General features: G+C 69.2%; 13 protein-coding genes. 7 read left to right on the top strand and 6 right to left on the bottom strand.

All coding sequences use genetic code 11. The features are described 5' to 3' along the window. Window positions 1-160: 160 nt before the first annotated feature. Window positions 161-754, top strand: a complete 594-nt coding sequence (locus ASC55_RS11695) for an RNA polymerase sigma factor (protein WP_031205876.1) — start codon at window positions 161-163, stop codon at window positions 752-754. Then, a complete protein-coding gene (locus ASC55_RS11700) occupies window positions 720-1,868 on the top strand; it encodes a CU044_5270 family protein (RefSeq protein ID WP_055875613.1) in 1,149 nt (382 codons plus the stop codon). The genes ASC55_RS11695 and ASC55_RS11700 overlap by 35 nt, the downstream gene beginning before the upstream one ends. Before the next feature lie 6 nt (window positions 1,869-1,874). Here ASC55_RS11700 and ASC55_RS11705 read toward each other — a convergent pair whose 3' ends face one another. After that, window positions 1,875-2,177 carry a hypothetical protein gene (locus ASC55_RS11705; protein ID WP_235563358.1) on the bottom strand — a complete coding sequence of 101 codons (303 nt, stop codon included), beginning with the start codon at window positions 2,175-2,177 and terminating at the stop codon, window positions 1,875-1,877. Window positions 2,178-2,259: 82 nt separating this feature from the next. Next, window positions 2,260-2,571, bottom strand: a complete 312-nt coding sequence (locus tag ASC55_RS11710) for a putative quinol monooxygenase (RefSeq protein WP_017830002.1) — start codon at window positions 2,569-2,571, stop codon at window positions 2,260-2,262. A 117-nt stretch (window positions 2,572-2,688) separates the two neighbouring features. On the opposite strand from ASC55_RS11710, the gene ASC55_RS11715 reads away from it, so the two are divergent. The 3 genes from ASC55_RS11715 (at window position 2,689) to ASC55_RS11725 (ending at window position 5,300) form a co-directional block, all read left to right on the top strand. Beyond that, a complete protein-coding gene (locus tag ASC55_RS11715; RefSeq protein ID WP_017830003.1) occupies window positions 2,689-3,051 on the top strand; it encodes a winged helix-turn-helix transcriptional regulator in 363 nt (120 codons plus the stop codon). A 77-nt stretch (window positions 3,052-3,128) separates the two neighbouring features. Then, window positions 3,129-3,677, top strand: coding sequence for a YbhB/YbcL family Raf kinase inhibitor-like protein (locus ASC55_RS11720; protein WP_055875618.1), 549 nt, complete (start codon window positions 3,129-3,131; stop codon window positions 3,675-3,677). A 198-nt stretch (window positions 3,678-3,875) separates the two neighbouring features. Next, window positions 3,876-5,300 (top strand): NAD(P)-binding domain-containing protein, encoded by a 1,425-nt coding sequence (locus ASC55_RS11725; protein WP_268775992.1) that lies wholly within the window; start codon window positions 3,876-3,878, stop codon window positions 5,298-5,300. A gap of 64 nt (window positions 5,301-5,364) precedes the next feature. On the opposite strand, the gene ASC55_RS11730 is transcribed toward ASC55_RS11725, so the two are convergent. Together ASC55_RS11730 and ASC55_RS11735 are read right to left on the bottom strand one after the other, a co-directional pair. Beyond that, window positions 5,365-6,072, bottom strand: a complete 708-nt coding sequence (locus ASC55_RS11730; RefSeq protein WP_055875624.1) for a Pr6Pr family membrane protein — start codon at window positions 6,070-6,072, stop codon at window positions 5,365-5,367. Window positions 6,073-6,118: 46 nt separating this feature from the next. Continuing rightward, window positions 6,119-7,051 carry a DMT family transporter gene (locus ASC55_RS11735; RefSeq protein ID WP_055871723.1) on the bottom strand — a complete coding sequence of 311 codons (933 nt, stop codon included), beginning with the start codon at window positions 7,049-7,051 and terminating at the stop codon, window positions 6,119-6,121. A gap of 203 nt (window positions 7,052-7,254) precedes the next feature. On the opposite strand from ASC55_RS11735, the gene ASC55_RS11740 reads away from it, so the two are divergent. Beyond that, window positions 7,255-8,541 (top strand): adenylosuccinate synthase, encoded by a 1,287-nt coding sequence (locus ASC55_RS11740; protein ID WP_031205880.1) that lies wholly within the window; start codon window positions 7,255-7,257, stop codon window positions 8,539-8,541. A gap of 8 nt (window positions 8,542-8,549) precedes the next feature. Beyond that, a complete protein-coding gene (locus tag ASC55_RS11745; protein WP_082524318.1) occupies window positions 8,550-9,656 on the top strand; it encodes a lactonase family protein in 1,107 nt (368 codons plus the stop codon). 143 nt (window positions 9,657-9,799) lie between these two features. Here ASC55_RS11745 and ASC55_RS11750 read toward each other — a convergent pair whose 3' ends face one another. Both ASC55_RS11750 and ASC55_RS11755 read right to left on the bottom strand, forming a co-directional pair. Continuing rightward, entirely contained in the window at window positions 9,800-11,044 is a 1,245-nt protein-coding gene (locus ASC55_RS11750) for a beta-ketoacyl-[acyl-carrier-protein] synthase family protein (protein WP_055875626.1), read from the bottom strand. Further along, complete coding sequence (locus ASC55_RS11755; protein ID WP_082524319.1) at window positions 11,041-12,576, bottom strand: class I adenylate-forming enzyme family protein; 1,536 nt, start codon at window positions 12,574-12,576, stop codon at window positions 11,041-11,043. The genes ASC55_RS11750 and ASC55_RS11755 overlap by 4 nt, the downstream gene beginning before the upstream one ends. Window positions 12,577-12,580: the final 4 nt, after the last annotated feature.

Here is a 12,580-nt window from a genome sequence, read left to right on the forward strand (position 1 = left end):
GGTGCCGCGGGCTGCGGGGCTGCGGCGTTCAGATCGTGCATGCTCTCTCCTCCTGGGGAGCACGGTGCTTCTCCCCCCAGGCCAGGGTAGTCGCCGCATCCGGGAGGACACTCCGCCAGAATTGCCGTGAACCTGATCGAAGGAATCGAGCAATACGGATGTGAGCCCCGACAACGAGGTGATTGAGCGCTCGATCCGCGAACCGGCGGTGTTCGAGTCGCTCTACAGTCGTCATGCGACGTCCGTGTACCGCTACGCGGCGCAGCGCCTCGGCGACCATGCCGCCGAGGACGTGATGGCGGAGACGTTCCTGGTGGCCTTCGAGCGACGCTCGGCGTACGACGTCACGGTGCAGAACGCCCGGCCGTGGCTGCTGGGCATCGCGACGCGGCTCATGCGCAAGCACGTGCGCCTGGAGGCCACCGCGTGGAAAGGGGTGTCTGCAGACCTGGCGGCCCAGATCGTCCCGGACTTCATCGAGCAGGCGGGCGCGCGTATCGACGCCCAGCGGCTGGCTCGACGGCTGAAGAAGGCGCTTCGCCGGCTCTCGAAAGCTGACCGCGACACTCTGCTGCTCTACGCCTGGGGCGACCTCGATTACGCATCGATCGCCCTCGCGATGCAGGTGCCGATCGGCACGGTGCGCTCACGGCTCAACAGGGCACGGCGGCATCTGCGCCGTGCCGCCGGAATCCCCGCCAACGAACAGGAGAAGGATCATGGACGAGTTGACACTGCTCCGCAGCACACGTGATCTGACCCGCGAGCCGAGCCGCGAGGCGCTGATGCGCGGGCGTGCCGCGCTCGTCTCCCAGATCGACGGTGAGCTTCCGGTGGCGCTCTTCGCAGAGGTGGGCGAGCAGACCGCGTTCACTCCTCTGAAGACCCGTCGCCGTCGTCGCACCGTCGCCTGGGCGGGATTCTCCGTGCTCGGTGCGGCGAGCGTGGTCGTCGCCCTCGTGGCCACCAATGTGCTGGGCGTCGCCGGGTGGAACGGGGGCGCCGAGCCCGCGGCCGCGAGTGCGCTTCGTTCCGCTGCGGCCGCCGCGATCCAGGTCAGCGACCCCGTCGTAGGCCCTGGGCAGTATCTGTTCGTCCGAACCGACGGCGTGTACGCCGGTGTGGGGTCCCTCGAGGAGGACGCGGACCGGATCAGAGCAGAGGGCGGTGATGTTCAGCCCTCCGACGAAGTGGCCATCCTGGCCTCCACCCGCGGCGAGCTCTACGTGCCCGCCGATCGCAGCGACGCGTGGGTGTGGATCACGTGCACGTCGCAGCCCTCGCAGACCTTCGGACCCCGATCGGAACGGTACGCGCAGGAATATGCCGACGCCATTAACACCTACGACCTCGACATCATCCGCCGATTCCCCGGGGGCATCACGCCGGGTGGCGGCAGCTTCGGAGGCTACGCCGAGGGGATAACGACGAGCATCGACTACGACGCTCTCCCTCGAGAGCCGCGCCCGCTTCTCGACAGGATCTACGAGCTGAACGGAAACTCGGGGCAGTCGCGCGATGGTCAGGCGCTCGAGTGGATCATCAGCACGCTTCAGTGGGGCATCGTGCCGGCCGACTTCCGCGCGGCCCTCTACAAAGCCGCAGCGGAGATCCCGGGCGTGGAGATCACGGACGATCAGGCCACGCTCGACGGCTCCACGGGCATCGCGATCGGCCGCCTCGAGACGGCCTCCAACACGCGCCAGGAGTTCATCATCGACCCCGAAACGGGGCAGTACATCGGCGAACGACGAGTAACCCTCGACGGGTACGCCGGCATCCCTCCGGGGACGGTCACCGGCTGGACGGCCGTGACCACCAGCGTCGTCGCGTCCGCACCGACGGATGCCGCGTCGTGCGACGGCTAGGTGCCGTCACTGGCCGAACATCGCCGAGGTGGCCGCGATCCAGCCGAAGGTGAGAGCGAGGAGCGTCAGGATGATCCAGATGCTCATAGCGATCGCGTTGAGCGTGATCCCCCACACCGCCTGCGTGCGTGCACCGGGCTCTCCTCGCAGCGACACGATCCCGAGGATGAGCCCGACGGCGGGCGCGAAGAAGGTCCAGCCGGCGAACACGGAGCAGATTCCGAGCACGAGGCTGGCGGTGCCCTTCGCGGTCGACATCGCGGGATCGGATGGCGTGGCCGTGGCTGACGCGGAGACGGTGGTTGACATGACATCCACGCTATGGCGGGGGCCTGTCGACGGGCATCCGTCGGAAGTACCCGGCTCGTACTCCCCGCGGATGATTGTGCGACTACTCCGAGCGTCGGTCGAGGAACAGCAGTTCGAGCGGTGAGGCGAGCAGCGCATCGACTCCTTTCGCGAACGCCTGGAAGTGCGGTGTGGCGAAGTGGGTGTCGAGCGCGGCCTGGTCGTCGAACGCCTCGCGCATGTAGAACGTCCCGGGCTCGCTGCGCGATTCGAACAGCACATAGTCCTGGTTGCCGGGCTCCGCCCTGGTCGGCTCGATCAGCCCCTGCAGGGCCGCGAGCAGTTCGTCTCGGCGGTCGGGAAGCGCGCGCAGGATCGCGAGGCTGTACAGCGGGTCTGACGAGCGTGAGGCCATGGTGGGGTCCTTCTTTCGGGGATGTCGAGTGCGACGGGACCGCCGCGCTCCCATTACTACTCGAAAGGGAGCAGTTACCCGCAAGGAGTGCTGGTAACTTTCGGATACCATGAGGGGATGACCACCCTCAGCACCTGCGCCGCCGGCAGGCCCCACGATGTCTACGACGCTCAGTGCCCGTGCCGCGGGATCCTCGATCTGCTCGCCGACAAGTGGAGCGCACTCATCCTCGGCGCGCTCGAGGACGGACCGATGAGGTTCGGTGAGCTCAAGCGCAAGCTCGAGGGGATCAGCCCGAAGGTCCTGACCTCGTGCCTTCGACGGCTGGAAGACCGCGACCTCGTCGCCCGCGAGATCTTCGCCGAGGTGCCGGCCCGCGTCGAGTACTCGCTGACCGGCCTCGGCGCCGATGCGGCGAAGCCGCTGCAGAGCCTTCGCGACTGGGTCGAGTCGAACATCCAGCGCTTCCCCGACATCTGAGAGCGCGCCAGGGTGGTTACCTGAGGGTGACCTGCACCCCTTGCGGGAAACCACGTGCCCGTCGGTACCGTCCTCGCATGACAGATCAGACACAGGCGAACAACGATCCCTACTACGCACTGCCGGAGGTGCCGAGCTTCGAGCTGCGCAGCTCCACCGTCGCCGACAGAACCCCCTTCGCGCCGGCACAGTACTCCGGGGTGTTCGGCGTCCCCGGCGGGCAGGACATCTCTCCCGAACTCACCTGGTCGGGTTTCCCCGATGAGACCCGGAGCTTCATCGTCACGGTCTTCGACCCGGATGCCCCCACCGGATCGGGGTTCTGGCATTGGGCCGTCGGGAACATCCCCGTGAGCACGACCCATCTCGTCGAGAACGCCGGATCCGAGACGCAGGAGCTGCTGCCTGCGGGTGCCGTCGCGTTCCCGAACGACGCCGGGCTCGCACGCTACATCGGTGCCGCGCCGCCCGCCGGATCGGGCGTGCACCGGTACTACATCACCGTGAGTGCACTGGATGTCGCGCGGCTCGAGCTGGATGCGGGTGCATCCCCGGCGTTCCTGGGCTTCAACGCCGGCCCGCACACGATCGCGCGGGCCACGCTCGTCGCCTACGCGGGGGAGTAGACACCGGGTGTGGAGTGCGGACCCCCGGTCGGGTCCGCACTCCGAGTCCTCGCCTCCGGTCCCGGTGGCCGACCCTGCTAACGTCGAAGAGCAGCCGCTTTCCGGGCAGGTCGAGCATTCCGCTCCCACCGGGACAGAACTGTTCCTCGCTCGGATGCGGCCGTGCCGATACATGACTGAAGAGTATGAGGACAATACGTGACGAGCAGAGAACGAGTAGCGATCATCGGCGCCGGCCCCTCGGGCATGGCGCAATTGCGGGCCTTCGAGTCCGCGGCCCGCGCGGGGGCGGAGATCCCCGAGCTGGTCTGCTTCGAGAAGCAGGCGGACTGGGGCGGACAGTGGAACTTCACCTGGCGCACCGGGCTGGACGAATTCGGTGAGCCGGTGCACTCCAGCATGTACCGCAACCTCTGGTCGAACGGTCCGAAGGAGGCGCTGGAGTTCGCGGACTACAGCTTCGACGAGCACTTCGGGCGTCCCATCTCGTCCTACCCGCCGCGCCCCGTGCTGTGGGACTACATCGCCGGCCGCCTGGAGAAGAGCGATGTGCGGGAGCTGATCCGCTTCCAGACCGTGGTGCGCTGGGTCGAGTTCGACAGCGAGCGCGAGGTCTTCACCCTCACCAGCGAAGACCTGCCGACGGGCCAGTCGACCGTGGAAGAGTTCGACCGGGTCATCATCGCCAGCGGTCATTTCTCCTTCCCGAACGTGCCGGACTTCCCCGGTATCGAGACGTTCCCGGGCTACATCAGCCACGCCCACGACTTCCGGGGCGCCGAGACCTTCGAGGACAAGGATGTGCTCGTGATCGGCGCGAGCTACTCCGCGGAGGACATCGGCAGTCAGGCGTTCAAGATGGGCGCCCGCTCGGTGACGGCGAGTTTCCGGTCGGCGCCGATGGGGTACGACTGGCCTGACGGCATCGAGGAGCGCCCGGTCGTCGAGCGCTTCGAGGGCAGCACCACGTTCTTCGCCGACGGCACCTCGAAGCACATCGACGCGGTCATCCTGTGCACCGGATACCTGCACAAGTACCCGTTCCTCCCCGACGACCTCGCCCTCTCCTCGCCGAACAACGTGTACCCCGACGGTCTGTACCGCGGCGTGGTCTGGCAGGGCAATCCGCGCCTGACCTACCTCGGCGCGCAGGACCAGTGGTTCACGTTCAACATGTTCGACGCTCAGGCCTGGTACGTGCGCGACCTGATCCTCGGTCGCCTCGCGCTGCCCGCCGAGCAGGAGCGCGCGGCATCCATCGCCGAGTGGCGCGCCCGCTTCGGCCGGATCGACTCGGCCGCGGCGGAGATCCGCTTCCAGGCCGACTACATCCGTGACCTGCTCGAGCTCACCGACTATCCGGAGTTCGACATCGACCGGGTCGTCGAGATCTTCCTCGCGTGGAAGCGCGACAAGAAGGACGACATCATGGGCTATCGCGACCGCACCTACGAGTCGGTCATGACCGGGACCATCGCCGTCGTTCACCACACGCCGTGGCTCGAAGAGCTCGACGATTCTCTCGAGCGCTACCTCGACGTCGATCCGGATGCCACCGAGACGGCGCGCATGATCGCGGGTCGGCCGCATGACGACGACCGTGAGGCGCTCGCGACCGCCTGAGTATCGTGTGAATCGACGACGCCCCTCCGCCCGTTCCCGGGTGCGAGGGGCGTCGTCGTGCGGATCAGGAGAGGACGGGACGCGGCACGGCTCCGCGGCGGCGACCGATCCAGACGACGAGTGCGGCTACGCCCACGATCGCGACCGCGATGCCGACGATGTACCCCGAGACGCCGAGGTAGCCGCCCGGTACGGTGTAGGGATTCAGGAACGGATACGGGTACCAGTAGGGCTGACCGGTCGCCGGAGCGATGATGAGATTCGCGCGGATCAGCGTGTACACCGCCCAGACCAGCGGGAAGATCGCCGTCACCGCGATCGTGCTCCAGCCCAGTGCCCGGCGGCGCGGGGCGAGCAGCACGTCGGCCAGCAGGAACAACGGGATGACGACGTGCAGCACCTCGTTCGACCAGGGGACGGTGACGCCTTGGGGGAGCTCGACGTTTCGCAGCAGCGTGTTGTAGACGATGCCGGTCACGATCATGTACGTGCTGACGCACACCAGCAGCACCGCGAGCCAGCGCGGTTCGGCGTCGGTGGTGCGGCGGTGGCGCAGTGCCCAGATCGCGGCGACGAGCAGGACGATCGCAGCGAGGATGTTCGACTCGATCGTGAAGAAGCTGAGGAAGTTGGCCGCCACTGTCGGCAGATGCCCGCCCCACTCGGTCGTCGCATCGAGGGCGTTCTGCACCGAGCGGTTCAGCTGCGCGATGACAGCCGCGAGCGCGAGCAGGGCTGCGGCGATGCGCAGATAGGGCCACCAGGTCGTCATTTCGCCTCCGGTCGCAACTGTAGTCACCTCCGGATGCTCGCGAGCGTCAGGCGCGTCTGTGCCACCGCAGGCGCGTGATGAGCACGCCCAGCAGACACAGCGCTCCGCCGAGGAACATCAGCGGTGTCGGCACCTCGCCGAGGATCGCCCAGGACATCAGGATCGCGATCGCCGGCACGACGTAGGTGGTGGCCGATGTCTGCCCCGCGGTGCTGCGCTGCAGCACGTAGGCCCAGGTCGTGAAGGCGATCGCGGTGGGGAAGATGCCGAGGTAGACGACCCACAGCGTGGCATCCAGCGGTGCCGTCTGAAGTGAGCCGATGAGGTTGCCGATCCACGGCAGCAGCGCGATGGTGCCGACGCCTGCGCCGAGCCAGGTCAGGGTGGTCGGGTCGACCCCCGAGGTGAGCAGGCGCTTCTGCACGAGCGTGCACCCGGCGTACATGACCGCGGCGAGGAGGGCAAGCAGAAGGCCCGTGATGTCGGGGCCGGCGCTGGTGGAGGAGTTCATGCCGATCAGCACGACGCCGAGGAACGCGATGGGCGCCCCGATGACGAGCGGCTTCGGGAATCCCTCCCGCAGGAACAGTCCGCTGAAGACGACCACCATGAGGGGCGCGAGGTTGACCACCATCGCGGCGGTGCCCGCATCGAGCGTGAGCTCGGCGCTGTTGAGGGCGAGGTTGTAGACGCAGAACCAGCCGACGCCCCACACCGCGATGAGGAGCCAGTGGCGACGGGCCGGGATGCGGATGCCGTGCCGCAGCGCGATGAACGTCAACACGACGGTGCCGACCGCCATCCGCAGCAGTGCCAGAGCTCCGGGGTCGTAGTGCGGGCCCGCGCCGCGGATGCCGATGAAGGCCGAGGCCCACAGCACCACGGTGACCAGCGCGGCGGCGAGCACGAGTGCGCCCTGCTTCTTCGGCGCTCCGGTATCGGTGCGGATCCCGGGGTCGCCGGATGCGGCTGCTGACATCCTTCGATCCTGGCAGTGGCGTCCGACATCGGGCGAGCCGCCGCAGCGCCATCCGGCGTCGCTTTCCCGCCGACTCCTCCGGTCTGCGCCCGCTGCGCTCACCTCACGGAAGGGCGCTGCGAATCGCTTCGATAGGATGGGACCGCCCGAAGAGGGCCAGCTCATCGGCCGGTGCAAACCCGGCGAAAGCCAGGGGGTTACCCATGCCAGGAATCGTTATCGTCGGCGTGCAGTGGGGCGACGAAGGAAAGGGCAAGGCCACCGATCTTCTCGGTGAGCGCACCGACTGGGTGGTGAAGTTCAACGGCGGCAACAACGCCGGGCACACCGTCGTCGTCGGCGACGAGAAGTATGCGCTGCACCTGCTGCCCTCCGGCATCCTGTCTCCGGGCGTGACGCCCGTGATCGGCAACGGCGTCGTGGTCGACCTCGAGGTGCTCTTCTTCGAGCTGGAGGCGCTCGCCGCCCGCGGCATCGACGTCTCGCGCCTCAAGGTCAGCGCCAACGCGCACATCATCACGCAGTACCACCGCACGCTCGACAAGGTCACCGAGCGCTTCCTCGGCAAGCGCATGATCGGCACGACCGGTCGCGGCATCGGCCCGGCATACGCCGACAAGATCAACCGCGTCGGCATCCGCGTGCAGGACCTGTTCGACGAGAACATCCTGCGCCAGAAGGTCGAGGGTGCCCTCGATCAGAAGAACCACCTGCTGGTGAAGATCTTCAACCGTCGTGCGATCACCGCCGACGAGGTCGTCGAAGACCTGCTCTCGTACGCCGAGCGGCTGCGGCCGATGGTCGCCGACACCGGCTACCTGATCGCGCAGGCTCTGGACCGCGGCGAGGTCGTCGTGTTCGAGGGCGGCCAGGCCACGATGCTCGACATCGACCACGGCACCTACCCGTTCGTCACCTCTTCGTCGGCAACCGCCGGCGGCGCGGCGACGGGCGCGGGCGTCGGCCCCGGTGCGCTCGACCGCATCGTCGGCATCGTCAAGGCGTACACGACCCGCGTCGGCTCCGGTCCGTTCCCGACCGAGCTCTTCGACGAGCAGGGCGAGTGGCTGCGCAAGCAGGGCTTCGAGTTCGGCACCACCACCGGTCGTCCGCGCCGTGTGGGCTGGTACGACGCGCCCATCACGCGCTACGCCACGCGCATCAACGGCATCACCGACCTGGTGCTCACCAAGCTCGACATCCTCACGGGCCTCGAGCAGATCCCGGTGTGCGTCGCCTACGACGTCGACGGCGAGCGGTTCGACGAGGTGCCGGTCAACCAGACCGACTTCCACCACGCAAAGCCGATCCTGGAGTACTTCCCTGGTTGGAGCGAAGACATCTCCGTCGCGCGCACCTTCGAGGATCTGCCGCAGAACGCGCAGGACTACGTGCTGGCGCTCGAGAAGATGAGCAACACGCGCATCTCGGTGATCGGCGTCGGGCCCGAGCGCGACCAGGTCGTCGTCCGTCACGACCTGCTCGACTGACCCGCGTCGTGACGCGCTTCTGGCTGGGCGGCTACGGGGCCGCGATGGACGGCTCGGCCGAGGGCATCGGCCTGCTCGCGGGGGATGAAGGGCGCGAGGCCTCCACTCTCGCCTACCGCGGCGCCGTGGTCGAGACGCCCTCACCCTCGTGGCTCGCGCAGCACCCGACCCTCGACGTCGTCTATGCGGCACTCGAAGGCGACTCCGCGGTGCAGGCGTTCTCCCGCGCGGGCGAAGCCGCTCTCACGCCTCTGGGGCCGCCCGCCGCGGTCGGCCAGTACGTCTGTCATGTCGCGGTCGCCCCGAACGGTTCGGCCCTGATCGCCAGCTGTTACGGCGATGGCCGCGTGGTGCGGTTCGATCTGGATGCGGACGGTCGCATCGTGCCCCCGAAGCCGGATGCCGCGGCGGCGCTTCGCGCGGCCCTGTTCGGTGACGCCGACCCCGATGCTCCGGCCGCGACTCCTCCCGGAGACGGCGTCGCGGCGGTCGACCCGTACGGGGTCGGCGGCGACCGCGTCTCGCACGCGCACGCGGCGACGTTCCTCCCCGACGGCCGTGTCGCGACCACCGACCTCGGGTTCGACCTCGTGCGGTTCTGGCGGCAGAGCGGCAGCGGGCTCACCCTCGACCACGAGGTGGTGCTCCCGCTCGGCACCGGTCCGCGGCACATGGTGCTGCACCCCAGCGGGCACCTGCACGTGGTCACCGAGTACTCGTGCGAAGTGTTCACGCTCGCGCCGGCGGCGGATGGCACCTGGAGCGTCGTGTCGGTGACGCTGACGAGCCCGATCGCCGAGGTGGGCAAGGACTTCCCCGCCGAGCTCGCCCGCACGCGCGACGGACAGTTCCTGTACACGGCCCTGCGCGGCAGCAACACGATCGCGGCGCTGCGGGTACGTGGCGGCGGCGAGTCTCTGGAGTCCGTGGCGCTCGCCGACGCGGGGGTCGACTGGCCGCGGCACCACCTCGTCCACGAGGGCAAGATGCTCGTCGCGGGGCAGCGCTCCGACACGATCACGCTGATCGACCTCGACGAGCGCACGGGCGCGCCCCTCGGCATCCGCCACGAGGCGCAGGTTCCGACCCCCACGCACTTCCTGCCGGTGCGCTGACCGCGGCTCGTGCGGCCGGGTCGGCCTTGCCTGCCGGGGACACTTGTCGGGAGCATTCACGGATGTCGGGCGAAACGCCGTGCCCTGCTCCGACATCCGTCCGTTCTCCCGACACCTGGCACGGGTACGGGCGCCGGTCGCGCTCACTCGCACGCCGTGAGCAGCAGCGCCGCGTTGTGACCTCCGAATCCGAACGAGGTCGACAGCACCGTGCGGACCGGATGCGGTCGCTCTCGGTCGCGGACGAAGTCCCACCCGTCCGCGCACGGATGCGACAGGTTGATGGTCGGAGGCAGCACCTGATCGCGAAGAGTCATCGCGGCGATGACCGCTTCGGTGACGCCCGCTGCGCCGAGCAGATGCCCGGTGGTCGACTTCGTCGCGGTGAGTGGAACGGATGGCGCTCCTGATCCCAGCGCCTGTGCGAGCGCGACGAGCTCGGCTTCGTCGCCGAGAACCGTGCCCGTGCCGTGGGTGTTCACATGGTCGATCTGCGCGGCGCGGATGTCGGCGTCGGCGAGGCATGCATCGATCGCCCTGGTCGCCCCGGCGGCGGCCGGGTCCGGTGCCGTGGCGTGATGCGCGTCGCTGGTCGCACCGAATCCGGCGATGGTCGCGAGGGGTCGAGCGCCGCGCTCGTGTGCGAGGTCCGCGGCCTCCAGCAGCACGGCGGACGCGCCCTGTGCCATCACGAAGCCCGTACGTGCGCGGTCGAAAGGGCGCGAGGCCTCCGAGGGGTCGTCGCCGAAGCCCGTGGCGAGCGAGCGGAGGTTGGTGTGCGACGCCAGGTGCAGCGGGCCGAGGCAATCCTCCATCCCGACGACCAGCACTGCGTCGGCGTAGCCGTGACGGATCCTCCGGAGACCTTCTCCGATCGCGACCGCGCCACTCGCGCACGCCGCGGCGATCGCGTGGGTCTGGCCGAGGAATCCGTATCGTCTGCTGAGCACTGTCGCGATCGCGTCCGCGGTTCCGTAGACGGTGAGCCCTGGCGGTACCCGGCGGGGGCCGCGATCTCGCAGCGCGACTGCCGCCTGCACCGTCGCATCCACCGGGCCCGACCCTGTCGCGATGATCACCTGCGCGACGTCCGCGATCCCCGATGACGCGCCCAGGTCCGCATCGGCGAGTGCTTCATCGGCCGCGGCGATCGCCCACTGCTGCATCGGCGTGAGGCGACGCGCGAGGGGTGCCGACAGGTCGGAGGCGCCGGTGAATCCACGCACCACTCCGCCGACCTGCACCGGCCCTGACCCGGCGATCTCCCGGGGGATCCGCGTGATGCCACTGCGTCCCGCGCGCACAGACGTCCACAGTTCCGGTGCCGTGAGGCCGCTGGGGGTGACCGCCCCGACGCCGGTGACGACCACGGAGCGCCCGGCGCTCACGATCGTCCCCGTCCGACAGCCACGAGATCCGCGACCGCGGCGCGGCGGATCTTCCCGCCCGCGGTCCGGGGGAGCTCCGCCACCGTGTGCCAGCGACGGGGCCGGGCGGCGGGTGCGAGACGCTCGCGCGCCCATCGGCGCAGCTCTGCGGCCGGCGGCGCATCGCCCTCGGTCACCAGCGCGATCCGCAGACCTAGGCGATCGTCGCTCTCGGCGATGGCGCACCACGCGCTGAGGCCCGGCATGCCGTCGAAGGCGCGCTCCACCTCGTCGAGCGCGACGGTGTGCCCGCCGGTGGTGACGACGTCGCCTGCTCTGCCGACGAACGTGAAGTCCCGGCCGCGCAGCCGCCCCTGATCGTGCACGCTTGCCCAGCCGTCGCCGTCTGTCAACGGCGTCGAGGTCGTGCCCGCCAGGTAGGCGGCCGAGCATGAGGGGGAGCGCACCCAGAGGCTGCCGAGCTCGCCCGGTGCCAGCTCACTGCCGTCGTCGCCGCGCACCCGTGCCTCCACCTGCGGGTAGAGCCGGATGCTGTCGTGGCCGGCGCGGTCGTCACCGATGAAGCCGAGTTCGCCGGTGCCGAAGTAGCTGATCGTCCGGGCGTGGAGGAAGGCGTCGGCGACGGCCGCTCGCGCCGATGCCGGGAACCCCGCACCCCCGGTGACGATCAGATCGATGCCGTCGTACCGCGCCGGGTGGCGCCGCGCCGCGTCGGTGAGAGCCGTCACCGCCGCAGGAACCGCGACCAGGCGTGTGATGCGCTCGTCGTGCACCCGCGAGCTGAGCCAGAGCTCGTCGAGGCGGTCGGCGACGTGCATCCGACCGCCTGTGGCGAGCACCTCGAACAGCGTGTACAGGGTCAGGCTGTACGACAGCGGGCCCGGGGCGAAGGTCGCCACCCCGTCTCGCGCGCCCAGGTGGTCGCGGGAGACGTCGATGTTCGCCGCGTATTGCCTGCGCGTCTTGAGGAAGGCCTTCGGCGGGCCCGTCGTCCCCGACGAGGTGAGCATCAGGAACGGCGCATCGTCGGCCGCTGTGTCTGCGTGGGCGGAGGCGGGGGAGGGGGTTCGTGCGAGATCATCGAGCCCGATGACGAGTCCCGACCATCCGGCCGAATGCAGAGCGGCCCGGATCGTCGGAACATCCGTGATGACGGCGGCCGCTCCGGTCGTGACGATCAGCTGCATCTGGAGTGCGACGGGCCAGTGCGCGTCGATGACGGTGAGGATGCGCGCGCCCGCCTCCACCGCGACGACGGCGCGTGCGGTGTCGAATGCGGTGGACAGGCAGATGGCGATGACCGGCGGCAGCGGTGGGTGAGCTCCTGAAGTCGCCGTCGCGCAGGCATCCGCGAGGGCGTGCGCCAGGGCCGTGGAGGTACGGCGCGAATCGGCGTGGAGCTCGCCATAGGTCATGCGGGCGTCGCGGCCGACGATCGCCGGCCGGTCGGGGTCTTCGGTGGCGATGCGACGCAGCATCGGGGAGAGGGACGTGAGGACTCCTGGGGCGGGTTTGCGTGGGGACGAGGGCATCCCT

Origin of the sequence: Microbacterium sp. Root322, assembly GCF_001425645.1 — a bacterium.
GTDB classification, from domain to species: Bacteria; Actinomycetota; Actinomycetes; order Actinomycetales; family Microbacteriaceae; genus Microbacterium; species Microbacterium maritypicum.